General features: G+C 41.0%; 18 protein-coding genes and 1 pseudogene. 10 read left to right on the forward strand and 9 right to left on the reverse strand.

The window, feature by feature from the left end; all coding sequences use genetic code 11:
• Positions 1–153: 153 nt before the first annotated feature.
• Both RRU94_RS05145 and RRU94_RS05150 read right to left on the reverse strand, forming a co-directional pair.
• Positions 154–1131 carry a metallophosphoesterase gene (locus tag RRU94_RS05145; protein WP_315690742.1) on the reverse strand — a complete coding sequence of 326 codons (978 nt, stop codon included), beginning with the start codon at positions 1129–1131 and terminating at the stop codon, positions 154–156.
• Positions 1132–1728: 597 nt separating this feature from the next.
• Positions 1729–2001 (reverse strand): hypothetical protein, encoded by a 273-nt coding sequence (locus RRU94_RS05150; RefSeq protein WP_242236565.1) that lies wholly within the window; start codon positions 1999–2001, stop codon positions 1729–1731.
• Between the two features lie 343 nt (positions 2002–2344).
• Between RRU94_RS05150 and RRU94_RS05155 the strand changes: the two genes are divergently transcribed.
• The 3 genes from RRU94_RS05155 (at position 2345) to RRU94_RS05165 (ending at position 5010) form a co-directional block, all read left to right on the forward strand.
• Positions 2345–3430: a CdaR family transcriptional regulator gene (locus tag RRU94_RS05155; protein ID WP_315690743.1), complete on the forward strand. Its 1086-nt coding sequence runs from the start codon at positions 2345–2347 to the stop codon at positions 3428–3430.
• Between the two features lie 111 nt (positions 3431–3541).
• Positions 3542–4699 carry a glycerate kinase gene (locus tag RRU94_RS05160; protein WP_315690744.1) on the forward strand — a complete coding sequence of 386 codons (1158 nt, stop codon included), beginning with the start codon at positions 3542–3544 and terminating at the stop codon, positions 4697–4699.
• A 32-nt stretch (positions 4700–4731) separates the two neighbouring features.
• Complete coding sequence (locus RRU94_RS05165; RefSeq protein ID WP_315690745.1) at positions 4732–5010, forward strand: YciI family protein; 279 nt, start codon at positions 4732–4734, stop codon at positions 5008–5010.
• Positions 5011–5401: 391 nt separating this feature from the next.
• Here RRU94_RS05165 and RRU94_RS05170 read toward each other — a convergent pair whose 3' ends face one another.
• Positions 5402–6766, reverse strand: a complete 1365-nt coding sequence (locus tag RRU94_RS05170) for a citrate:proton symporter (RefSeq protein ID WP_315690746.1) — start codon at positions 6764–6766, stop codon at positions 5402–5404.
• 667 nt (positions 6767–7433) lie between these two features.
• Between RRU94_RS05170 and RRU94_RS05175 the strand changes: the two genes are divergently transcribed.
• From RRU94_RS05175 to RRU94_RS05185, 3 genes are all read left to right on the forward strand, one after another.
• Positions 7434–8531 (forward strand): tartrate dehydrogenase, encoded by a 1098-nt coding sequence (locus RRU94_RS05175; protein WP_315690747.1) that lies wholly within the window; start codon positions 7434–7436, stop codon positions 8529–8531.
• 256 nt (positions 8532–8787) lie between these two features.
• A complete protein-coding gene (locus RRU94_RS05180; RefSeq protein WP_315690748.1) occupies positions 8788–9546 on the forward strand; it encodes a GntR family transcriptional regulator in 759 nt (252 codons plus the stop codon).
• 888 nt (positions 9547–10434) lie between these two features.
• Complete coding sequence (locus RRU94_RS05185; protein ID WP_315690749.1) at positions 10435–11025, forward strand: DUF2238 domain-containing protein; 591 nt, start codon at positions 10435–10437, stop codon at positions 11023–11025.
• 116 nt (positions 11026–11141) lie between these two features.
• Here the strand turns inward: RRU94_RS05185 and licT are convergent, their stop codons facing one another.
• On the reverse strand, positions 11142–12002 hold the full coding sequence (gene licT / locus RRU94_RS05190) for a BglG family transcription antiterminator LicT (RefSeq protein WP_315690750.1): 861 nt from the start codon (positions 12000–12002) through the stop codon (positions 11142–11144).
• A 557-nt stretch (positions 12003–12559) separates the two neighbouring features.
• Between licT and RRU94_RS05195 the strand changes: the two genes are divergently transcribed.
• From RRU94_RS05195 to RRU94_RS05205, 3 genes are all read left to right on the forward strand, one after another.
• Positions 12560–14473, forward strand: a complete 1914-nt coding sequence (locus tag RRU94_RS05195; RefSeq protein WP_315690751.1) for a beta-glucoside-specific PTS transporter subunit IIABC — start codon at positions 12560–12562, stop codon at positions 14471–14473.
• Between the two features lie 74 nt (positions 14474–14547).
• The gene (locus tag RRU94_RS05200; RefSeq protein ID WP_315690752.1) at positions 14548–15969 is read left to right on the forward strand and encodes a 6-phospho-beta-glucosidase; all 1422 of its coding nucleotides are present in this window, start codon (positions 14548–14550) and stop codon (positions 15967–15969) included.
• 411 nt (positions 15970–16380) lie between these two features.
• A complete protein-coding gene (locus RRU94_RS05205) occupies positions 16381–17025 on the forward strand; it encodes a DsbA family oxidoreductase (RefSeq protein ID WP_315690753.1) in 645 nt (214 codons plus the stop codon).
• Positions 17026–17312: 287 nt separating this feature from the next.
• Here the strand turns inward: RRU94_RS05205 and ahpF are convergent, their stop codons facing one another.
• The 3 genes and pseudogenes from ahpF to RRU94_RS05220 all read right to left on the reverse strand — a co-directional run.
• Positions 17313–18842, reverse strand: a complete 1530-nt coding sequence (gene ahpF / locus RRU94_RS05210; protein WP_315690754.1) for an alkyl hydroperoxide reductase subunit F — start codon at positions 18840–18842, stop codon at positions 17313–17315.
• A 12-nt stretch (positions 18843–18854) separates the two neighbouring features.
• On the reverse strand, positions 18855–19418 hold the full coding sequence (gene ahpC / locus RRU94_RS05215) for an alkyl hydroperoxide reductase subunit C (RefSeq protein WP_242236552.1): 564 nt from the start codon (positions 19416–19418) through the stop codon (positions 18855–18857).
• 480 nt (positions 19419–19898) lie between these two features.
• Positions 19899–20102, reverse strand: a pseudogene (locus RRU94_RS05220) (KGG domain-containing protein); the annotation flags it as partial.
• Between the two features lie 636 nt (positions 20103–20738).
• On the opposite strand from RRU94_RS05220, the gene RRU94_RS05225 reads away from it, so the two are divergent.
• The gene (locus tag RRU94_RS05225; protein WP_315690756.1) at positions 20739–21443 is read left to right on the forward strand and encodes a DUF421 domain-containing protein; all 705 of its coding nucleotides are present in this window, start codon (positions 20739–20741) and stop codon (positions 21441–21443) included.
• A 194-nt stretch (positions 21444–21637) separates the two neighbouring features.
• On the opposite strand, the gene RRU94_RS05230 is transcribed toward RRU94_RS05225, so the two are convergent.
• Together RRU94_RS05230 and RRU94_RS05235 are read right to left on the reverse strand one after the other, a co-directional pair.
• Positions 21638–22951: an MFS transporter gene (locus RRU94_RS05230; protein ID WP_315690757.1), complete on the reverse strand. Its 1314-nt coding sequence runs from the start codon at positions 22949–22951 to the stop codon at positions 21638–21640.
• Positions 22952–23191: 240 nt separating this feature from the next.
• Entirely contained in the window at positions 23192–23950 is a 759-nt protein-coding gene (locus RRU94_RS05235; protein ID WP_315690758.1) for an MBL fold metallo-hydrolase, read from the reverse strand.
• Positions 23951–24244 lie beyond the last annotated feature (294 nt).

The raw sequence follows: 24244 nt of genomic DNA on the forward strand, positions 1-24244 counted from the left end.
TAAAATCGTTTCAATATTTTACAAAAAAGAAGCAGAAAAAAATACTTTGATGCTGCTAAAGTATAGAACCCAAAGAGGCAAATGGTTTTCCATCCGCCTCTTTGGGTTCTTTTTGTTGTAGAAAATAAGGATGTTTAGTAAAAGTGTTTGTTTTTATTTTGTTTCTTGAACTTGTTTGCGGGACGTATTCACTTCGATTGTGCGGTCCTGTTCCCGGCCAAAGCCATCAATCTCCAAGCGGTCCTTGAATACTTGGATGACAGAGTACGCGTTAGTATCAGGGGTGTCAAGCATGCCCTGGAAGTTCACATAGGAAATTCCGTTTTTCTCGCTGTAGTTGCCCGCATGATTGTGACCGTTAAAGTAAGCCACTACATTGCCTGCAGACTCCAGCTCCTGTATGATTTCAGCGTCATTCCATGCGTTATGCTCGTTGGCAGGGTACACTGGATGATGACCAATCACCACGACTTTTTCATGCTTTTGAGCGGATTTTTGAAGAACGTTATGTAACCATGTCATTTGTTCGGAGCCTACGCCGCCATTCCAGGTCTGGGCATTTGTCGCGCCCGTCGCTTTTAGCCCATTATACATTTGCTCGGCTTGCTGATATTTCTCGGAACCTGCTTCATTTGCATAAAAGCTCAGATCATTGGTGTCTAACACGATAAAACGCCAGCCTTTTTCGGAAAAGTCATAATATTGATTTTCCATATCTAAAATGTCAATCACTTCATCTGTTGGTACTGCGAAGTCATGGTTGCCGAGCACACTGTATTTAGGACCTTCAATTTTGTTGAAATAAGGAAGAATCGTATCAAAGCTCTCCACGTTCCGGTCGATGATATCACCTGTCTGGACAGTGAACGCGAGATTATGCTGATTGAGTTCGGCTGTTGCTTCCTGCAGCTTGCTGATTGAATTCCGGTAATAACGTACGCCTGCTGTATCACAGTCACAATACTGGACGTCCGCAATCAGCCCGAATTCAAAAGAAGGCTTTTTGTCTGTCTGTTCGTTTCTTTCGGCAGATACAGACGTTGAAGCAAATAAAGATAATCCTAATGCGGCAGAAGCACCCATAAACATGAATTTTTGTGCCATGCCTGGTTTTCTGGATTCGATTGACATTTGTGATTCTCCTCTCATTTTTCAACTGACATGTCTATCATAATATATGAAAGGGAAGGAATTGATAAATTTACCCAATCTTTAGAAATTATTAAAATGTTAATATGTGATTTACAAAGTATTTAATCAACACATTAAGAAGATAGAGCGATCCATTAGCGAACGAGGTTTATAAATAAAGACGATCAAACTGGCGTCGAAAAAAATTTATACAAACGGTGGTAAGGCATGTTTAAAAATATTTACCCAGCCACATCAAATGAGTGTTAAAAAATTACAGTTTCCCAAAATAAAAAGCAAAGCTTGAAGTATCAGGTTTTGCTTTTTATTTTGGGGGCTTATGTTAAAGAATGTATGACTTAGTTTAGTGTTTAGATATTCCAGAAGAAAATTGCCATCAGTCTCATGCAGATTGAGCTAACAGCTTCGCAAAGAGGCAAACCTTGATTCCAAGGTTTGCCTCTTTCTTTTGCAGTAAAAACAAATGTGGATTCTTTTCATGAAGCAGAATGAAGCATCGAAATAGAAAAAGAGCGCTCTGTTACTTATTTCGGGCATTTAAACGTTGTACCGAGCACAATGAATACAGGTCTTTTATCAATCTTCTGAAGGACGAAGCTGCTGCAGCTGCTCTTTATTTTGGTTGAGCTGTTCTTGAAGCCGGTCAATAGGCTCCTGATGCTCACTGTTTTGAAGCGCATCGTTAAGTGCATTGTTTGCATGTTCAAGCGCATTTTGGACTTGTTGAATCGTTTGCTGAGTAGGGTGCGATTGAGCTTGTTGTAAAGCCAGCGTTACGTTATCTACAGAATTGTTCAATTGTGTGATCACATTTTTATTTTTCCAGCTCATTCCTGTATGTTCTGCCATAGCAAGTCCTCCTTTCTCGTATTAAATAATCGTACTCCTGTAGCATGGAAAAACCATTCCTTTTTTATGCATAGGCTAATCGAGAAGCCGAAAATGGCGTGATGAAATAGATTTCTGTCGAACTGAAGAAGGTGTGCTGCCTGTCTTTAGAGCAGTATTGTCATACATAATGAGAATCTGTCTCTGAACAAGTTTTAAAGCAGCTTGGTAAAGCGGTGAGCAGGTTTAAAAGATGAAGCAAGAAAGATGCATGACACGAAATAAATACACTTGAGACATTCTCCTTCTCCGAATGATAAAATGAAAAAAGAAACCCAATTCATTATAGAAGGAATAGATAAAGATGAAAGAACAGTTTCAGATTAGTCCTTCTTTAGCTCAAATGATTGTAGATGCGGCAAAAGAAGTGATTGGAAAGGATATAAACTTTATTCATCTGGATGGAAAAGTGATCGCCAGTACGGATCCCGGACGAATTGGCTCTTTTCATGCTGCTGCCCTTCAAGTGCGGAAAACAGAAAGGGTGATAGAGGTTTTGGAGAACGAGATATTTAAGGGCACAAGAAAAGGCATTAATTATCCCGTCATGATCAATCAGAAATTGCTTGGTGTGATCGGCATATCTGGAGATCCAGAAGAATGCAGGTCATTGGGATTTTTGCTGACCAAAATTACAGAGGTGTTAATTAAGGAACAAATGATCAAAACGGCTGTTCAATCTTTAGATGAATTACGCTCTTCCATTGTTCGCATGCTTATTTTTGAAAATGAAAAAGAAGATACTTTCATGAATGAACACCTGCAGCCATTGCAATACGAATTAGAAGAGAGAGCGTTTGTCGCTGTTATTCACCTGCAAGGTTTAAATAACGCCTCGTCACTCTTTGTTAACATGAAGGGGATGTTAATCGAACAGGGCATTCAGCTTTTTACTTACTTATTCCCCAGCCAGTACGTCTTAATTATGAATGAGTCACAGTATAAAGCAGCGCTACAAATTCTTCATACCCGTTTCTGTTCTATGGATGTAAGCTGTTCGGTGGGGATAGGCAGCGTTGGCGTTATAGCGGAGCTCACAAAATCTTATGCCCATGCAAAGCTTGCCTTAAAATACGCCCTTTCAAAAAAGGAAACGGTATGCGAATACGAAAAGCTGGATTTAGAAATGATCATGGAAAATATTGATTCCCATATAAGAAATGACTATACGGTAAAACTTATCGGTAACCTTGCAGAAGGGGAAATAAACCTTTTACATACTTATTATCGCCATAACCTCTCGTTGAAGAGAACAGCTGAAGAACTATTTATCCACAAAAATACGCTGCAGTATCGTCTTGAGAAAATTGCTGAAAAAACCGGGGTAAATCCAAGAGACTACCATGATTCTGTGAAATTGTATATTGCTCTTTTGCTTCAAACTCTTTAGGTTGAAGCTTTTGTTACAGATAACAAAATGATTCTGAATCCTTTGTTATCTGGACTATTACATCCTTGTGTTTCTTTCCCTATACTTAATAATAAGTAAAGGGGGGTTCTCATGATGAAAGTGTTAATTGCCATTGATTCATTTAAAGGAAGCATTTCTTCTATTGAAGGCAGCGAAGCCATTTCTTTAGGCATAAAAGAGATCTATCCTGAAGCAGAGATTGTAACACTTCCATTAGCGGATGGAGGAGAAGGTACCGTTGAGGCGTTAGTGCAAGCAACAGGTGGGAAACGAGTCGAAAAAGAAGTAGCGGGGCCTTTGAAAGAAAAAGTACATGCAGCCTATGGGATTTTGGGAGACGGGAAAACAGCTGTTATTGAAGTGGCTGCAGCTTGCGGTTTGCCTCTCGTTCCCCACAGCCAGCGCAATCCACTCCTTACCACAACGTATGGCGTTGGGGAACTTATTTCCGATGCCATCGAAAAAGGATGCCGTGAGTTTGTCATTGGACTTGGTGGAAGCGCTACAAACGATGCAGGAATTGGCATGCTTCAAGCCCTAGGTTTTCGCTTCTTGAATCAACAAAATGAAGAGGTTGGATTGGGTGCACAGGCACTGCATGATATTTGGAAAATGGATTTGAGCCAGGTACACGCGAAATTAAAAGAATGCACCTTCAAAGTCGCGTGTGATGTAAATAATCCACTTTACGGGCCGAATGGCGCTGCTCATATTTTTGGGCCGCAAAAAGGCGCTGCACCCGACATGATTGAACAGCTTGATAAAGGACTTAAACATTTTGCAGAAATCGTTCTTCATGAGCTGGGCACCGACATTCATAACACTCCGGGTGCAGGAGCTGCCGGGGGATTAGGCGCTGCATTTTCAGGCTTCTTAAACGCACATCTCCAATCCGGAATCCAATTAGTATTAGACATAGTCAATATGGAAAAGAACATGCAGGGTGCTGATTTCGTGATTACAGGTGAAGGAAAGCTGGACGGACAAACATCGATGGGAAAAGCTCCCCTTGGCGTAGCGCAGCTTGCCCAAAAGCATAAGATCCCTGTTCTTGCACTTGCAGGCGGTGTTAATGAAGAAACAGCAGTATTAAATAAACTTGGCGTCACTTCTTATTTTTCCATTGTGAATGCACCGATGACGCTGGAAGAAGCAATGGATTCAAAAGTGGCGTTCAACAATTTAAAATCAACGACCAATCAATTATTCAGGCTGCTTCAAGCAGTTCGAACAGAAGTGAAAATGTAACCGGTTAAAGTTTCGGGAAGGGTGATCATGAAATGAAATATTTTGCGGTTTTTTTGCCTATGTTGAATGAGGAAAAGAGTCAGGAATATCGCGCGCAGCACCTTAACTTTTTAGAAGAAAGACGTCGGGAGGGCAAAATATTTGCCAATGGCCGATTTGCTGACGGTGCCGGGGGATTGGTCATTTATCGAGCCGGCTCACTAGAAGAAGTGGAACAAATCGTGAAACAAGACCCGTATGTGATTCAAGGAGCAAGAGGGTTTGACATTCACGAATGGGAAATGGTCAGCGACGCACTGCTTCCTTACTGAGGTGAAAAGTCTGTATAAAGGAAGCACTTTTAATAGAAAATTCTCAAGTGAAAAAAAAGCCTCGACGAATGTAAAAATATTCGTTGAGGCCTTTTTTATTGGGCTTTGTTAAACACTATTCTGGATCTTCTTGTTAAATGAACGGGACAGTTTGGCTTAATCATGTATAACCTAAACAATGAAAAGAGAGAGATCGAAATATAGTACAATGAGAGAATACAAAATTTAATTGGAGCGTAGTTAAAGTGTGTAATGACGCAAAAATTAATGTCTCTAAAGGTAGATAATGAATCGTGTTGCAAAAAGATTTACTCGACCAGCCTGGTGCATTTCCGTATTGATTTGAGCCATTATATAGCAAACTACAAAAAATGCTTAAAAAGACTTTTTTCTAAACCGGCAATGCCCCGGTTAATGTATAAACACCCAGGTATATAAATACAATTGGCCAGGCATACAATATATACGTTTTTTGAAAGTTTATAAAGTTTGTCTCCGTAGAAGCAACTAACATATATAGAGCTGGAATAACGGGTGAAATTAAACGGAATGCCTGTCCCACCATGGAAGCTACAGCCGCTTCGCCAGCGGAAATTCCGTACTGCCCCATTACATCTGCCATAACGCCTGCAATTCCAAAGTAGAAAGCATCCTGCGGTAAAAATGTAATGGCAGGTGCTGCAATTAACGCGTAGATGGGTGCCATATTTGAGCCTAATGATTCTGGGATTATAGCAGTAATAGATGCTGCTAAAGCAGTTGACATCCCGCTGCCTGTTAAAACGCCGGAGAAAACCCCAGCGGCCAAAGTGGCCAAAGCGGGTGCTAAAGAATCTGCTGCTAAGTCATCAAGCCGTTCATTAATAAGACTTGCAGACCTGTAGTTTACCGTAAGGGCAATGGCGGCACCTATCCCAAATAAAACCCCGCCATGTGCAACATCCACCACAAGCATCACTAAAATAACCAGCGTTAAAATCAAATTAAACGCATATAGTTTAGGTCTCTTTAGTTCAGGATCTTTTAAACGAATTGCGTTTAACATGCTTTCCATTTGTTCTGGGGAAATATCTTTAGCGGTCTTAGGATCAAAGTTTAAGCGTTTTCTTTCTTTCATACCGATAAAATAAGCCATAAAAATGGCGAATACTTCAGCAACCAGCATTCCTGGCAATAAGTCTGCAAACAATTCGCTAATACTTACATTCATGGCTGTCGCTGCCGCAATGGTCGGGCCTCCCCATGGCAGCTGATTAAAAATGCCAATAGGGGTCACAATAATGACTGCTAAATAAATCAGCTTAATATTCATTTGTTTATAAAGATGAAGGAAAGCAGCGACACAAATAATAATCGTTGTAGTCGTATCACCATTCATAGTGACGACTGTCGCCGTTAAAACGGTTGCTATTGTCACTTTCAATGGATCCCCTTTTGCTTTTTTAATAAAGAATTCACATAAAGGGTCAAACAAACCGACATTAAGCATGACACCGAAATACAACACCGCAAATAAGATCACAATAGCGGGTGAAATAACCCCGGTAGAAACTTCTCCTGTTTCTTCATCTACACTAAATAAAATACCTTCTTTAATCCATTCGAAGAGATCCCAAAAGGAAGCACCCGTTGCAAAGGTAGCGATGGCCCCAAAAACAAATGGAACAATGGTTAATGCCCCGAATACAGTTAATTTATTTTTTGAGAGAAGTACAATGAATACAGTGATCATTAATAATGCTAAGACTGTTAACATACAAACCACCTCCTGTAAAAGTAATGAAACCAAATGATCTGCCATTTTTATTTCTAAACCGCTGCTTTAGATAGAAACAAATAGTCTGCAAAAAAGGAAATGACAGCGCATACAAAAATGTTCATCCCTTATGATAATACGAAGAAAAATCGTATTATGTAGGAGAATAAACTGAAAGGGCAATGCTGCTTAAATGATTTCTCTTCACCTGCACCACTGTATTGTCAGATGGGTCTTTTCTCTAATTTCTAGGTTATCCAGCTTAAGAATGATCATAAATGAAAAATTAATCTTTTGGAAGCGCATTCAATAATATCACCCCTTTATTTCTAAATCAAATGATGCAAGGAAACAAACCAATAGAATTTCACTGATCAAATTGTATGTTAATGTATACGTTAAGTCAATAAGTTTCTGAATATTTTATTTTATTTAAAAAGATATAATTGAATTGAATAAAGAGAATCCCTTCATTTTTTGAATTTATATTGATTTTTCTGGATTTTCAATTTTTTATTTTGCGTATATATAGAAATAATAAAGAGTAATTCAAAATTATCAGAAAAAACATTGACATTAACGTATACGTTATTTAATATAATGACTATAAGATTCACATCAAGCTAAGCCAATTAAATTGGCAGAATTAGTGGAGGGGGATATTTTAATGAGCGAAACAAAAAAAATCCGTTTAGCTGTTATTCCGGGAGATGGAATTGGTACAGAAGTCGTTGAAGCTGGTCTTCGTGTAATGAACCACTTAGCAAAAAATTCTAACGGTAAGTTCGAATTTGAAAGCGATTTCTTCCCTTGGGGCTGCGAATACTATTTAGAACATGGAAAAATGATGGATGAAGATGGAGTAGAAAAACTAAGAGATTATGACGCGATTTATTTTGGAGCGGTTGGATTTCCTGGAGTACCAGACCATGTTAGCTTATGGGGCTTGCGTCTGGCAATCTGCCAGGGATTTGATCAATGGGCGAATATCCGCCCTATCGAATTTCTTCCTGGTGTTCCAAGACGACTTAATCACCCAGACGTGGATTCCTTAAATTGGGTATTGATTCGTGAAAACTCTGAAGGAGAATATTCAGGAATCGGGGGCCGGAATTTCTCCGGGCGTGGACCTGGAAAAGAGGTGGCTGTGCAATCCGCTTTGTTTACAGAACATGGCTGCGAACGTATTATCCGTTATGCCTTTGATCTTGCACGGACACGCAAAAGAAAGAAAGTAACGAGTATTACGAAAAGCAATGCCCAGCAGTATGGGATGGTACTCTGGGATGAAGTATTTGCCCGCGTAAGCAAGGATTATCCGGATGTAGAGACGGATCAATGGCTTGTTGATGCAGCAGCTGCACAATTTGTATTGAAACCGGAGGAACTAGAAGTTGTGGTGGCTTCTAATTTGTTTGCAGATATCCTTTCTGATCTAGGCAGTGCTCTTGCAGGAAGTTTAGGGCTGGCTGCCAGCGCAAATATTAATCCTGAAGGAACTGCACCAAGTATGTTCGAATCCGTTCATGGATCAGCCCCTGATATTGCAGGGCAGGGAATTTCCAATCCAATTGGAGCCATTGGAAGTGCTGCGTTAATGCTGGATCATTTGGGGCTAAAAGAAGAAGCAGAGCTTATCAACAAAGCCATTGCCGAAACGACACGCCAGGGCATTCTTACTCGTGACCTGGGAGGAACATATAACACAAGCGAAATAACGGATGCTATCATAGAAAATCTGTCTAAAGTTAAAACAGAAGTATGAAAAGAAGGCTGGGAGGTTTTCTAAAAACCTCCCAGCCTTTTTATTTTTTTACGAGCTTAATAATGTTTAGCAAGAAGAGACTGGTCTCTATATGATCTGGCCTGTTTATTTGACATTGCATCATTTGGTTTGCAAACTGAAAGAGTATACTTTTTTCTCTGCCAGAACTTAAAATACGTACATGCCAGGCACCTGGACGCCTAACTTATTGGTTAGAGAATGATTTGAGAAATAAAGAATGAAGCGGGTGATAAAAATGAAAGAAAATATGGTTGAAAAAGATCATGAAAAAAACTTTTCTTTAAACGAAACAGGCATGGAGAAGGAAATGCTGTTCTTTATTGATAACCTGGAAGGTCTGGATGAATACCGTCTGCCACAGCGGGCATACCACATTATCCGCCTTGCTATCCGTGATTTGATTCTTTCTCCGGGAAAAACGATATTAGAGAGGGAAATGGCTGAAGTGCTGCAAATGAGCCGTACTCCTGTAAGAGAAGCGCTCGTGCGTTTGGAAACAGAAGGCATGGTTCGTCTTATCCCTAGACGAGGATTTATTGTGGAGCCGATCGAGAGAGAAGACCTTAAACAAGTTTATGAAATTGTAGAAGCACTCGATGGCCTTGCTGTTGGCCTTGCCACTGAAAAGGTAGGGGAAGAAGAGATAAGCAAACTTGAATCATTGATTGAGCAGCAGGAAGAAGCACTTGAGCAAAATGATTTAAAAAAATGGGCCATTCTAGATGACGAGTTTCACCACCTCATTATTGATTACGCAGAAAATAAACGTCTTAGAGCGGTAATAGACAGCCATTCAGACCAATTATATCGAGCCCGATTATTTACAATCAATCAGCGGCCGCTTCCTTTTCATTCTATAGTGGAACATAAAGCCATTGTTTCATGTATGAGAGCAAAAGACGGTCATGCAGCTAGTGTTTTAATGCAGTCACACCGAAATCGTGCGCGTAACGAAATTCTTACAGCCATTGGGGACACAGCCCAAATGGATTAGCTTATTAAAATGAATGTATTGGGGAGTTAAAAAGGATTCTCAAAGTAAGCGGAAGAGCCAGGGAAGAAAGTTTGCCCCTGGCTCTTTTTTTACCCATTTTTTCGACTGACAGCACTACTAAAAGTTCCATTGTCCGGGCGAAAGAAGGAACAAAAGGAAAGTAATAAACCGCCTCCAAATAGAACGGTAAAGAGAAGCATGTCTCCACCATATGTGCTGAGTAATTGAAAATAAACGAAATGATTGTCCGTTGTAACAGTAAAAGCGCACATCACGTTAATGAAGAAGACTGTTTCTCCGGAAGATTAACATTCATAAGGTTTCAAATCTTCCTTACTTTAGCTGTGAGTGTGTCAAAAAGAATGCACTGTTAATCCTTCATTTGCATTCGTGCTATTTTTAACAGCCTGTTTCATGTTTCACCATCTCCTGATATCTTTTCTTATGATTGCGTCTCCTTTACAAGGGAAAGGGACATAATGAGTAGGGGATTTCCAAACGATAAGGCGAAGATTAAGCGAATCACCTTTTAAGTATCGTGGTTGTTTTAATTCATGACCGTTGTGTGGCATAGGAGGCAGAAACTTTTGGGGAATCTTTGCGGGATTGATTAGGTTGCGCTTTATAAACTTTTTACCCCATAAAAGGTATCGATGATGTGTTATACTGATTCCTTTTTCTTATTGTTCTTATGGTTAAAACATTTGCGAGAACTTTTTGAAAAATAGATGAGTTCATAAGAGGCCAAACGGCTGTTCAAACTATACAAAAAGGCTGCATACGCATACTATGTATAACCTGCTTTTTGGGATAACAGGGCTTTCTGGAAGGGATTTACACAAGTAGAATAAAACAAAGGCATAAGAAGCAAGAGGGGAAGACGAAAAGATGAAAAAACGAATAGTTAGTTTCCTTAGTGTTGCATATGTTCTTTTCATGGCTGTGCTGGCTTTTGTTCACTACATGGAGGGTGATGACAAAAAGGCGCTTGTTGCAGCAGGCGGTGTTGTATGCGGATTAATTCCTCTTATTTTGGCTCTTTTCACCAGGCTCCAATTTAATTTGCCCCTTATCGTTTTTTATTTTATTTTCCTCTTGGGTTCACAATATTTCGGATCAATTTTAGGCTGGTACGGGCTTGGCTGGTGGGATTTCTTTATGCACGCTGTAAGCGGTGTTTTACTTGCATTCACAGGCATTGCTTTGTACGAGCGATTTGTTCATAGAGAAGCAGGTAATGAGATCTCATCTTGGTTTGTTGCTCTGTTTGTCCTTTCCTTTGCCGTATTGGGCGGTGTTATATGGGAGTTTTATGAATTTAGTATGGATCAATTTTTTGGAATGACTTTACAGGGAGGCGGAAATAAAGACACGATGGAAGACTTGATTGCCGATACTCTTGGGGGAGTGGTTATAGCGCTACAGGCCGGTGTAAGGAAGCGTTTTGATAAGTCTAATAAGACCAGAAAGCAGCAATAACAACTATTTTTATTGGCCTGTGGTTAGATTTTTTAAAAATAAAGAGATAAGAACAGAGCGGCTTTCACCTTCTTGGTGTGAGGCCGCTCTGTCTTTTTAAATTAATAAAGTATGAATCATCCCTGCCGGTTCAATTCCTGCCTTGACGTAACACGGTGAATATGAATCGTCAAATATACTTTTTCGTCGTTTGAGATAGACCAGTTAAACGTTTTTTCTACATAAGAGGCGACCTTTTCACTGCAGGCAAACGCTTCAGGATAGCGTCTCTGCACCTGCGTAAACATAAAATCGTCCCCGGGTGGCGTGTCAGCTTTTTCCTGCCGGACAAGTCGGATAGCAAAAAAGCGGAGATGCGTTAAAAAGCGCTCGTAATTAATAGAGCTTTCATCAATTTCCATTTTGTAATGATATTTGACGATATTGAGCGTATCATTAACGACTTTAACGATTTGCACAGCAGCATCCAGGCCTTCCCCTGATACACGGCTGTTCACGAGGTGGAGGGCAATAGAGGCTGCTTCATCTTCCTCCATACGGATCCCTGTTTCTTCCTCAATGACGTCAAGTCCCTGCAAGCCAATAGAAAACTCTTCTTTATAATACTTTTTAATTTCCCAAATAAGCGCATTACGAAGAACCATGCCTTGCTTGTGGCGGGTGACAGCAAAGCTGATATGGTCCATAAGCGCCACATAAGCATAATCATCAAGGCCAGCACCGAGCCGCGCTTTGGCTAGAGAGATAATCCGGTCTGCAATGGTTAAGTATTCCTCCGGTACCTCACGTAGCAGCTCGCCAATTTTGTCAGAAACTCCGTGATTGTCCAGAACAAAGGTTTTTTCTATCTTATCCTCTTCGATCGTGTCGCCTGCTTTTTTTTGAAAAGCCAGGCCGCGTCCCATGACTACCATTTCCTGTCCTTCGCGATTTTGCGTCAGCACTACATTATTGTTGAATACCTTTTTAATCTCCATCTGCACCATACCTTTATCTTATTGGAAACAAAAAAACCTGAATTTGACCATAGGCAATAAGCCTTTTCGGCACAAATTCAGGTTTTGCCTGCTTACCAGTAACAATCCTGATTGACGTTCGTTTTGTAAACGGTTACTACTTTTTTACCACATTTAATGACGGTTGTCAATATGCATGGAGTCATCATGCCGGCCATTACTCATTTTATCTGTTGTTCTCATAAAAAAGCAGGGATCAAGCGATCTTAATTCTGCTTTTTTCACTCGAGTGTGCCTTCCACAAATAAAAAATTATAAACGCTATTTTAATGATCTATATACATAAGAGGGTTTCCGGACATACAGCATTTTATTTAAAAAATTAAAATGAAAGCGTTGACATAAACAGAATACCCATGATAAATTACATGTATCAAATAAAACTCAATAAATTCCTCAAGGAATGTTACCTTAAGTGGGCATAACCTGGACTGACTAAAACGCGCAATTCGTATGTGTGTTTTAGACGGTTCAGGTTTTTTATTTGAAAAAATCAAATAAAGAAGGAAGGGTTGAAAATGAAGTACGAACAGTTGGCAAGAGAGATTATTGCAAATGTAGGCGGGAAAGAAAACGTTTCCAGTTTAGTTCACTGTATTACACGTCTGCGCTTTAAGTTAAAAGATGAAAGTAAAGCCAATACCGAAGTTCTTAAAAACATGGATGATGTTGTAACCGTGATGAAAAGCGGAGGGCAGTATCAAGTCGTGATCGGCAATCACGTGCCAGATGTGTATAAAGCAGTAGTGGCGGAAGGCGGGTTCCAGGGCCAGTCACCTGTCGAGGTGGAAGAAGGGCCAAAAGGGTCGCTTTTCAATCGTTTTATTGACATGATCTCCAGCATCTTTACCCCTGTTCTAGGAGTGCTGGCAGCTTCCGGGATGATCAAAGGTTTTAATGCCTTATTTGTAGCGCTTGGCTGGATTGAGAATACTTCCGGCACCTATCAAATTTTAAATGCCACTGGCGATGCTTTGTTTTACTTCCTGCCAATCTTTTTAGGTTATACAGCGATTAAGAAATTTGGCGGCACACCGTTTATTGGGATGGCTATAGGGGCTGCGTTAGTGTATCCAGCACTTTCTACATTAACAGCTGGTAAACCGCTTTATACGCTATTTGAAGGAACGATGTTTGCATCACCGATTTTTGTGACTTTCTTAGGTATTCCAGTTATTTTAATGTCTTACTCATCATCTGTTATTCCGATTATCCTTGCCACTTTTTTTGCGGCTAAAGTAGAAAAATGGCTGAGAACCTTTATTCCAGATGTAATTAAAGCTTTTGTTGTTCCTTTGTTCACTCTGCTGATTGTTGTTCCTATTACATTTATGGTAATCGGCCCAATAGCCACATGGGCAAGCAGTCTGTTAGGCCAGGGGTCATTATTTCTTTATAACTTAAGCCCAGTCATTGCAGGTATTCTGCTTGGCGGACTATGGCAGGTCATTGTTATTTTCGGTCTTCATTGGGGATTGGTACCGATTGCGATCAACAACGTGGCCACAATGGGATATGACACAATTCTAGCTCCTGTGTTTGCGGCATCCTTTGCACAGATCGGGGCAGTTCTCGCTATTGTGATCAAAACAAAGAACCAAAAGTTGAAATCATTAAGTATTCCGGCCTTTATCTCGGGCATCTTCGGTGTTACAGAGCCGGCTATTTACGGAATTACCCTGCCATTAAAGAAACCATTTATTATCAGCTGTATTGGTGCAGCGATCGGTGGAGCTATTGCCGGCTTTACAAATGTAAAGGGTTTCATTATAGGCGGTCTTGGTATCTTCGGTATTCCTTCTTATATTAGTCCTGATGGGCTGGGGATGGATCTATGGGGTGCGCTTATCTCAATCGTGGTTGGTTTTATCGCAGCATTCATTTTAACCATGTTATTTGGCGGAATTAACAAGGAACAATCTGCAACTACGCCGGCAGGAATCCCTGCGGCTTCTCATGAAATAGCAGCAACAAAGCTTCAGACTGAAGAAGTGGTAAGTCCATTAAACGGAGAAGTACTGAAACTATCACAAGTAAAAGATGCAGCATTTTCATCAGGTGCATTAGGTTTTGGTGCAGCCATTGAACCAAGTGAAGGAAAGTTACGTGCTCCTGTATCGGGAACCGTTTCGGCATTGTTTCCAACAAATCATGCAATCGGTATTACAACAGACTCAGGTACAGACGTTTTGATTCACATTGGAATGGATACCGTTCAACTTGAAGGAAAGTACTTCACAGCCCATACAGCTTCGGGTGAATATGTGGAAAAAGGGCAGTTACTGATCGAATTTGATATCGAGCAAATTAAAAAAGCGGGTAAGTCACTCACTACTCCTATTGTGGTAACAAACCATAGTCAAGATGGTTTAGAGCTGACTGACCAAAAACAAGTAAAAACAGGCGATTCATTATTTAAACTTATACACTAAACCATTACATGTCTAGGAGAAAGGAAGGAGACAAAAATTCCTTTCTCCCTGGTTCTCAAGAAAGGAAGAATATAATGACTTTTCCAAAAGGATTTTTATGGGGCGGCGCGATTGCCGCTAATCAGGCAGAAGGTGCATATTTAGCAGATGGGAAGGGATTAACGACAGTCGATTTGCTGCCAACAGGGAAGAAGCGCTTCGACATTATGTTTGGCAACCTGCCTTCTTATGAACCACTTGAAGGAGAGTTCTACCCATCGCATGAAGCGATTGATTTCTACCATCGTTACAAAGAGGATATTGCCCTGTTTGCAGAAATGGGCTTTAAAGCATTGCGTTTATCGATTTCATGGGCGAGAGTTTTTCCAAACGGAGATGACGCTGAACCGAACGAAGCAGGGCTGCAATTTTATGACAATGTGTTTGATGAGCTGTTAAAGCATGGGATCGAACCGGTCGTAACGATTGCGCATTTTGATGTGCCAGTGAATTTAGTGAAGAATTACGGCAGCTGGAGAAACCGTAAGCTTGTTACTTTCTTTGAAACATATTCGACAACGCTATTCAAGCGATATAAAGACAAGGTAAAGTATTGGATGACTTTTAACGAAATCAATATGCTTTTGCATCTGCCGTTTGTCGGGGCAGGCCTTGTATTTGAAGAAGGTGAAGACCAGAAGCAGGTGAAGTACCAGGCGGCCCACCACCAATTGGTTGCCAGTGCACTAGCTGTGAAAGCCGGACATGAAATAATTCCTGATGCCAAAATCGGCTGCATGCTGGCTGCCGGGCAGACGTACCCTTATTCGTGTGACCCGGAGGATGTATTTGATGCGATGGAAAAAGACCGTGATTCCTTTTTCTTTATCGATGTTCAGTCCCGGGGCAAATACCCTGGCTATGCAAAGAGATTTTTCAGAGATAACAATATAAAGATCGAAATGGAAGAGCAGGATGAAGAGCTGCTCAAAAATCATACAGTAGATTATATTGGCTTTAGCTATTACGCCAGCCGTACAACAAGCACAGACCCGGAAATCAATAAGACCACTTCTGGAAATGTGTTTGGATCTATTGAAAATCCTCATTTAGAAAAGTCCGAGTGGGGCTGGACCATTGACCCGAAAGGTTTCCGTATAACAGCTAACCAATTGTACGACCGCTATCAAAAACCTTTATTTGTTGTGGAAAATGGTTTGGGTGCTGTGGATGTTCCATCAGAAGATGAAGAAGTGAATGACGATTACCGTATCGAGTACTTACGAAAGCACGTGGCGGAAATGTCCGAAGCGATTGAAGACGGCGTTGAGATTATCGGCTATACAAGTTGGGGACCGATCGATATTGTCAGTGCCTCAACAGGTGAAATGAAAAAGCGTTATGGCTACATTTATGTAGATAAAGACAATGAAGGCAATGGAACACTCAATCGTTCAAAGAAAAAGAGCTTCGACTGGTATAAAGAAGTGATTGCAACAAATGGAGAAAAAGGATAAGTTCTACCAGGGAGGAAAGCGCATTTGTGGCTTTCCTTCTTTTTTGTTGTATCTAATGATCATGAACAATTAAACCGATCGATTCCGTGGAGACAAGGCTGGTTTTTAATAGAGACACTCTGTCAAAGGACAATGTTCATTTGCTTAGTAAAATAACTGGGCAGGATCATTTAAAAAGACTTAAGAACTTACTAAAAGAAGAATGAGTCAATTGGAATTATTGACTGCCAAATCAAAAATACATAGAAAAACACTTTTAATTATTCACTTAAAGGTGTTTTATGTTTGTCTTACTCTATGGAAATAGTCACCAATATATTTTTATCTTCATTTGAAGAATGATTTATGAAAGAGAGGGTAAAGGCCCATAATATCTCTACACCACTATAAAGAAAATAGGAGGCGATAAACATGACTTTAAAGATAAAAGTGTATTCAGATTACGTCTGTCCTTTTTGTTTCCTGGCAGAAAAACCGCTGGAAGAAGCGATAAAAGGAAAAGATGTTGAAGTGGAATGGATGCCCTATGAGCTTCGTCCATATCCAAATGAAACATTAAAGCCGGAAGGCGGTTATTTGCAAAACACGTGGAAACAGTCCGTGTATCCGATGGCTGAACAGATGGGCATTCAGATTGTCCTTCCAAAAGTGTCACCTCAGCCATATACGCACTTGGCGTTTGAGGGCTACCAATACGCTAAGGAAAAAGGGAAAGGCAATGAATACAATGACCGCATGCTGCGGGCTTTTTTCCAGGAAGAGCAGGACATTGCCAGCATTGATGTACTAACGAAACTAGCGGGTGAGATTGGTTTAGATCAAACAGAATACCGCGAAGTATTGGAAACAAGAAAATATAAAGCAGTCCATCAGAAAGCACTTAAGCAAGCTTATAACGAAGCGGATATCACAGCGGTACCGACTTTTGTGATTGGTGATGCGAAAGCGGCCGGCGTTCAATCAAAAGAAACATTAGAACAGCTGATCAAGGATGAGATCGGCAGGCAGAAACCCGATTTTCCCGAAGGAATGGCGTGCGGCGTTGATGGCTGTTAAACAAATGCAGGATATATAATAATAAATGGAGTAAATCATTTTTTCTTATTAGTGAATGCGAATGAACAGATTATTATCTGGGTTTGATATAGTGAAATCCAAATTACAATTAAAAACCATATGAACTAATTTTTGAAAAACCGCCTTTTAATCAATTAAACATGAATGGGAGATAGCAATAAGATAAACTCCCAGAATAGTAAAAAGCCGCTGTACGGCCATCAGGCAGTACAGCGGCTTTGGTTTTGGGAAAGAAAGATAATTGATACTGCTTAATCTTCTGTTCCTTAATTTCGGATAAGATAATCGAATGCGCCCAGGGCAGCAGTTGCACCTGATCCCATTGAAATAATGATCTGCTTATATGCACTGTCTGTGCAGTCGCCTGCAGCAAATACACCAGGGATGTTTGTTGCGCCGTGTTTATCGACTACGATTTCACCCATGCGGGTACGTTCAATCGTTTCACCTAACCAGTCAGTGTTCGGTACAAGTCCGATCTGAACGAATACACCTTCTAGGTCAATGTGGTGAACTTCTTCCGTTTCACGGTCGATGTAAGAAATACCGTTCACTTTGTCAGTACCGGTAATTTCTTTTGTTTGAACGTTCTTTAAAACAGTGACGTTAGGGAGGCTGTACAAACGATCTTGAAGTACAGTATCAGCCTTCAGCTCTGGCATAAATTCAAGAACGGTAACATGCTTCACGATACCTGCCAGGTCAATGGCTGCCTCAATACCTGAGTTACCGCCGCCAATGACAGCTACATGTTTTCCAACAAATAGCGGGCCGTCACAGTGGGGGCAATATGCCACACCTTTGTTCTTGAACTCCGCTTCGCCTGGTACGCCAACATTGCGCCAGCGGGCACCCGTTGAAAGGATAACCGTTTTACTTTTTAAAACCGCACCATTTTCGAGTTCAAGCTCGACTAGGTCTTTCTTTTCTAGACGCTTGGCACGCTGTAAGTTCATGACATCAATGTCATACTCTTTCACGTGTTCTTCCAGGCTTGCAGCAAGCTTAGGGCCTTCTGTGTATTTCACACTGATAAAGTTTTCAATACCCATTGTGTCCATAATCTGGCCGCCAAAGCGTTCAGCAACAAGACCTGTACGAATGCCTTTGCGTGCTGCGTAAACAGCTGCACTTGCACCAGCTGGCCCACCGCCGACAACAAGCACATCGAATGGCTCTTTGTCCGCAAATTCTGATGCGTCCGGAGCGCTTCCCATTTTGGCAAGGATTTCTTCAAGAGTCATACGGCCGCTGCCGAAAGAGTCCCCGTTTAGGAACACAGTCGGTACTGCCATGATGCCCTTGCTTTCCACTTCATCCTTAAACGCTGCTCCGTCGATCATCGTATGTGAAATACCAGGGTTTAAAATACTCATCAGGTTCAGGGCTTGTACAACATCAGGGCAGTTGTGGCAAGTTAAGCTGATGTAAGATTCAAAACGATATTCACCTTTAATGTTTTTCACTTGGTCAATGACACTTTGGTCAACTTTTGGCGCTCTTCCGCTCACTTGCAGGAGAGCCAGTACCAGCGACGTAAATTCGTGGCCCAGCGGGATACCAGCAAAAGTGACACCAGTATCTTCGCCGATACGGTTGACACTAAAGCTTGGCGTTTTTGGCAGTTCTGTTTTCTCTACTTTAATGCGAGAAGACATAGTGGCCAATTCATCCACGAGTGCCAGCATATCCTTTGATACCTCATCGGATCCTGCGCTCACTTTTAGAAGCACATCGCCCTCCATCATTTCAAGATATTGGGCTAATTGTGCTTTGATATCTGCATCTAATATCATTAGTTATACTCCTTAAATTTTGCCTACAAGGTCAAGGCTTGGCTTAAGTGTTGCAGCACCTTCCTGCCATTTAGCCGGGCAAACTTCACCTGGATTGTTGCGAACGTATTGTGCTGCTTTGATTTTGTTTACGATTGTGCTTGCATCACGGCCGATACCGCCAGCGTTGATTTCAACTGTTTGGATAACGCCATCTGGATCGATGATAAATGTACCGCGGTCAGCAAGACCTTCTTCTTCATTTAGTACGTCGAAGTTACGAGAGATTTTTTGTGAAGGGTCACCGATCATAATGTATTCGATTTTGCCAATCGCTTCTGAATGGTCGTGCCATGCTTTGTGTGTGAAGTGTGTATCAGTTGAAACAGAGTATACTTCTACGCCAAGATCTTTAAGCGTAGCATATTCGTTTTGAAGATCTTCCAACTCAGTAGGGCATACGAATGTGAAATCTGCAGGGTAGAAGCAAACAACACTCCATTGACCTTTAAAGTTTTGTTCTGAAACATCGATGAACTCACCGTTGTGAAATGCTTTTGCTGAGAATGGCAGTACTTCTTTTCCGATTAGAGACATAATAAAATTCCTCCTATGTAGTGGTTGTAGGTATTATAGCCAGCCTGCCGAATCAAAACTATGACTGCTGCAAGTAACTATAATAATTCTAATTCGACATTAATTATTATATAGGACTTGTTTTCTTGTCAAGGAAAATGCATGAATTAAATTCCTTTTTCTTTTGAGTCAACGTGTTTAAGAAAGTCAGGGAGTGAGCGCAGATACAAAATAATGAGACAAATGTTATCTAAAGAAAATACAACTGAAGATTGCTGCGGCGCTGATAAATATGGTTTTGAAAATAAAAACTTAAATTTTCAATAATGACTTAACTTTCTCAATTATTATGGAGAACAGAAGGGATGATTATACCTAAATAAGTTTTTGCAAATATGCCAAATGAAAAAGTAAAAAGGGAATGCCAAAGCACTCCCTTTTTTAATGGTCAACGACGGTTCTTGTTCCGCCTTCATATGTTCATACTAATCCAATTGATTAATCATCACTGCGCTGTTTACCGCGAGCTTCTCCGCCTTTTTCACCGATCTCCTGATAAAATTCTTTATCATGATTTTCAGCGGTGGCTTCCCCACCTTTTTTGCCAATTTCCTGATAGAATTCTTTATCATGGTTCTTTTCAGTAGCTTCTCCGCCTTTGCGTCCTGCTTCTTCACGACTCATTTTATCGTTGTTGTTAGCCATTAAAAATTCCTCCTCAGTAAATGCAAGTTTTGTGGTGTACAGTATGTATGTTACCCGCCTGTTACTTTATAAAACTATTTCCCAGAAGATTGATACGAAAGAATCAATTATTATACTTTAAAAACAAATAAAAGAGAAAAGGGATTAGGTTAGGATTTTTAGGGTAGGGAAACATGATTAAACAGAAGTAGAAGGGTGCGGGGATAAAGTCGGAATAATTATTAATAGGGTGACAAAAATAAAAACCACATTTATTATTTGTGGAAAACAATAAGAGGAGTTGATACTGTACGGAAAGCAGTGGATGTTGAGGAAGCATTTCTAGTTTTGAAGTTGGTGAATGTTGAATAGGCGCACGAGCAAAACAGGCAGCGCAAAAAGAAGAAGCTGGGGTGGAGAGTAACGACTTCATTCTGGCTTTCGTTTATATATCAAAAAGTATGGCGATGCTAACAATAAGCAGAAATTGGCAAAGAGGAAAAGCCGAAAAGAAACCAGCTGCAAGAAAAGCAGGCCTGGCTTGTATCAGGCTGGCCAATACATAACGTACATTTCAAACTCCCGTATAACACTTATGAATCTGGATAGATACGGTCCAATAAGAAACTTTTTTAGAGAAAGGAGTACCCTTTAAAGATGCCAATTCCAGAATTGCTGCTCAGGCTTACGTTATCCTTTATCGTTTTACTAGTATTAACAAGAATTATGGGAAGAAAAGAGATTGCCCAAATGACCTTCGTGAACTTTATTTCAGCCATTGTTCTTGGAACGCTCGGTGCTTCTCTGGCAACAGATCCTGCAATTAGGGTGGTTGATGGACTGATCGCTTTAGCGAGCTGGAGTGCGTTTACGGTTTTGCTTGGATATTTGGATATCAAGTCTAAAAAGATTCGCAAGATCATGACGGGGCAGCCGGTGATTTTGATCAAGAACGGAAAAATCATGGAAAGTGCCCTGCGCAAAGTCCGGGTAGATATGGAAACATTAAGTTCTTTATTACGAAAAAAAGATGTTTTTGCCGTATCGGATGTGGATTATGCGATTTTTGAAACAGACGGCAGCCTTTCGGTGATGAAGAAAGAAACAAAACAGCCTGCGACAAAAAAAGATCTGAATATACCGGAAGCTCAGTATGCTTTTCCAATGCCTGCAGCAGTCATAACAGATGGGGTAGTGAATAGCCGAAACCTCGAAAAGTTAAAACTGGATCAACAATGGCTGGACCAAGAGTTACAGAAGACAAATATTCAGTCTCTTTCAGATATCTTCTATGCAGAGGTGCAGCAGGATGGTTCTTTGTATATTGATCAAAGAAGGGATGACAATACTGCCCAGCGTTAGGGCAACCAGCGGTATGTGAGAAGAAATTAATCAAACATTGTTTTTCATGATTAAACATGAGGCGAGGAAATAAGAAAAAGGCAGCTTTTAATTACTTGCTGAAAGCTGCCTTTATTCACTAGAATCTAATCGTCCCTTCCTAGATAAAACGCTGCATTGATACCAAACTAACTCATTAAAAGAGTAGAGAAATCTTATACCGGGTCTTTGCTTTGAGTCTTTCGAGACCAAACCACCACAGGAATAAGCAATAGTGACAGAATAGCTCCAGAAAGAGATAGTGCCGCGTAACTATAATGAGCGGCTACCACGCCTGATAACACACCGCCTGAGGCACCCGATAATGCAAGCAGTACATCAACCGATCCCTGTGTTTTTGCCCGAACAGATGGGTGTGCTGCATCTATAATAAGAGCTGTGCCGCTTATTAAGCCAAAGTTCCAGCCAACACCAAGCAGTATCAGCGCGCAGATAAGCAGTGCTATTGAATCGGCCGGCGCAAAAGCTGCCAGTATACCGGAGGCTAGAAGTGTAGCACCCGAAGCAACAGCCATTGCCGTGCGACCCACTTTATCTACCAGCAAGCCTGTCAAAGGCGAAGGCAGATACATGGCACCTATATGAAAACCGATGACCAGCCCAACCTCACTTAAACCATGCCCATGATGTCCCATATGAACGGGTGTCATGGTCATAATAGCCGTCATGACAAATTGAGTCAAAACCATAACAGCAGCGCCTACAACAATTCCTCTTTTATTTACTGCAGCGCTTTCTGAATTTGGTTCTTCCTGCACAGTCCCATCTTTCTCCTGAGCATTCGCTATGGCTGTAGATATAACTAAAGGATCTGGGCGAAGAAAAAGTAAGAGAACCAGTCCGGCAAGGATAAAAGCAGCAGCCGCTAAGATAAAGGGACCAGCCAAAGCTGGAATCCCGATAGAACCCGCAAATTCCCCCATCACACCGACCAGGTTAGGGCCCGCTACTGCACCAAAAGTAGTCGAAACCATGGCCATGCTTACAGCCGTGGCCCGCTGTTTAGGTGTCGCCAGGTCTGTACCTGCGTATCGTGCCTGCAGATTGGCAGCGGTGCCAGCTCCATAAATCAGCAGGGAAGCGAATAAAAGCATGATACTGTTGAGTAAGGCAGCGACGATAACGCCGATCGCACCCAGTCCGCCAGCAAGAAAACCGGCTGCGAGTCCTGTTCCGCGCCCAAAACGTTGTGAAAGCCGGCCTACAACCAGAGCGGCTCCCGCAGATCCTAAAGTCAACAAGGCAACCGGAATCCCTGCTGCACTCTCTGTCCCCAGCATATCTTGTGCGAGAAGAGCGCCTACCGTTATACCGGCAGCAAGTCCTGCTCCTCCAAAGATTTGTGAAAGAATGACAATTTTTAATGTTTTTTTATAAAGTTGTTTTTGTTTTTCTGATGAATCAATATAACCTTGCAGCCAGGCAGGCTGCTGTTTTGCCCTGCTGGTGTCTTCTATTTCCTTTATCATGAACTGCACTTCCTAACAAAATAAATTTAGCTTTTTAAACTTCCTTTTGTCGGTCCTTTCTTGGAAGGTCACCGTTTTATCAGCCGTTTTGGTCAGCTGCTGACTAATAATTAAATAAATAAGAAGCTCATGATTATCAATGAGATAATCACGAGCTTCTTGTATTTCGGGAGAGCAAATGAATGCTTAAAAATTAGACAAAAATAAAATGGAAACGACAGTGTCTGCACGTCTTTTAGCTTAAAATGTGTAAGATTCGCCGTCTTCTGGCACTGAAAGGCTCGTAGAGAATCCTTTTTCCTCAGCAAAGCTTTTTAATTCTTCTTTGGATAATGTCCAGTGGTTAACAGCTTCCATATGGACAGAAATAATTTTAGCGTTAGGAGCAGCTTTATACACTTCATAGATATCGTCTTTCCCCATTACAAGAGAACCGCCTTCTAGTAATTGATTGTCTCCACCATTTACTACGATGATTTCCGGCTTATGCGTATCGATCACGTCTTGGATTGCTTCATACCATACCGTATCCCCAGCTACATATAGTGTTTTTTCATCTTGGTGCTTGAAAACAACACCGCACACAAGGCCAGCAAGCTTTAAGATTTCTCCTCTTCCGTGTTCGCCTTTTGTTTTGATTAATTGGATTCCTTCAAAGATGGTAGCTTCCTGCAGTACCTCGATATTTTGGAAGCCGGCTTTTTTCACTTCTGCAGCGTCTTCTTCATTTTGAACAAACATTTTGATCTCTTTCGGCAGTGCTTCTTTGGCCGCATCATCGAAGTGGTCTAAATGGAGATGAGTGACAACAACAGCATCCACGTTAATGATTTCTTCAATGGATGTAGGCAGGCTGACTAAAGGATTGTTTTGATCTTGTCTTACCGAATTTGGAAAAGGCGGGTACGTACCTTTCTCCGCTAAAAATGGGTCAATTAAAAACTTCTTTCCTGCATATTGGACAACGATTGTTGCATTTCGAATTTGTTGTATATTCATGTTCTTAGCTCCTTTTATTAGATCTACGTATAGTTTATACTGTGGCCCGTTTACGTTTACATGGATAAATTCAAGTCTTTTGGCCGTTTGACTTGAATTTTGAAAGCAAAACATATTATGTATTAAAATAAGTGAACCTACATCCTCACTAGGGAGAATAATAGGGGGCCATTTAAAGCGATGTTCAAAGAACGGAAGCCGGTCTGATTTTTACCATAAAAAATTGGTTGTGTCAGGTTTTCATTCAGCTATTATTGGTTTATGTTTTTCAAAAAAAGGAGGAGAAGGAATGGC

It is taken from the genome of Domibacillus sp. DTU_2020_1001157_1_SI_ALB_TIR_016 (assembly GCF_032341995.1).
Classification (GTDB): Bacteria; Bacillota; Bacilli; order Bacillales; family Domibacillaceae; genus Domibacillus; species Domibacillus indicus_A.

Coding starts and splice junctions, on each gene's coding strand:
- RRU94_RS05160 (WP_315690744.1), top strand. CDS start 3,542: ATGATGAAAGTGTTAATTGCCATTGATTCATTTAAAGGAAGCATTTCT.
- RRU94_RS05165 (WP_315690745.1), top strand. CDS start 4,732: ATGAAATATTTTGCGGTTTTTTTGCCTATGTTGAATGAGGAAAAGAGT.
- RRU94_RS05195 (WP_315690751.1), top strand. CDS start 12,560: ATGAAGTACGAACAGTTGGCAAGAGAGATTATTGCAAATGTAGGCGGG.
- RRU94_RS05185 (WP_315690749.1), top strand. CDS start 10,435: ATGAAAAAACGAATAGTTAGTTTCCTTAGTGTTGCATATGTTCTTTTC.
- RRU94_RS05205 (WP_315690753.1), top strand. CDS start 16,381: ATGACTTTAAAGATAAAAGTGTATTCAGATTACGTCTGTCCTTTTTGT.
- RRU94_RS05155 (WP_315690743.1), top strand. CDS start 2,345: ATGAAAGAACAGTTTCAGATTAGTCCTTCTTTAGCTCAAATGATTGTA.
- licT (WP_315690750.1), bottom strand. CDS start 12,002: ATGGAGATTAAAAAGGTATTCAACAATAATGTAGTGCTGACGCAAAAT.
- RRU94_RS05235 (WP_315690758.1), bottom strand. CDS start 23,950: ATGAATATACAACAAATTCGAAATGCAACAATCGTTGTCCAATATGCA.
- RRU94_RS05180 (WP_315690748.1), top strand. CDS start 8,788: ATGAAAGAAAATATGGTTGAAAAAGATCATGAAAAAAACTTTTCTTTA.
- RRU94_RS05170 (WP_315690746.1), bottom strand. CDS start 6,766: ATGTTAACAGTCTTAGCATTATTAATGATCACTGTATTCATTGTACTT.
- RRU94_RS05200 (WP_315690752.1), top strand. CDS start 14,548: ATGACTTTTCCAAAAGGATTTTTATGGGGCGGCGCGATTGCCGCTAAT.
- RRU94_RS05150 (WP_242236565.1), bottom strand. CDS start 2,001: ATGGCAGAACATACAGGAATGAGCTGGAAAAATAAAAATGTGATCACA.
- RRU94_RS05145 (WP_315690742.1), bottom strand. CDS start 1,131: ATGTCAATCGAATCCAGAAAACCAGGCATGGCACAAAAATTCATGTTT.
- RRU94_RS05175 (WP_315690747.1), top strand. CDS start 7,434: ATGAGCGAAACAAAAAAAATCCGTTTAGCTGTTATTCCGGGAGATGGA.
- RRU94_RS05225 (WP_315690756.1), top strand. CDS start 20,739: ATGCCAATTCCAGAATTGCTGCTCAGGCTTACGTTATCCTTTATCGTT.
- RRU94_RS05230 (WP_315690757.1), bottom strand. CDS start 22,951: ATGATAAAGGAAATAGAAGACACCAGCAGGGCAAAACAGCAGCCTGCC.
- ahpC (WP_242236552.1), bottom strand. CDS start 19,418: ATGTCTCTAATCGGAAAAGAAGTACTGCCATTCTCAGCAAAAGCATTT.
- ahpF (WP_315690754.1), bottom strand. CDS start 18,842: ATGATATTAGATGCAGATATCAAAGCACAATTAGCCCAATATCTTGAA.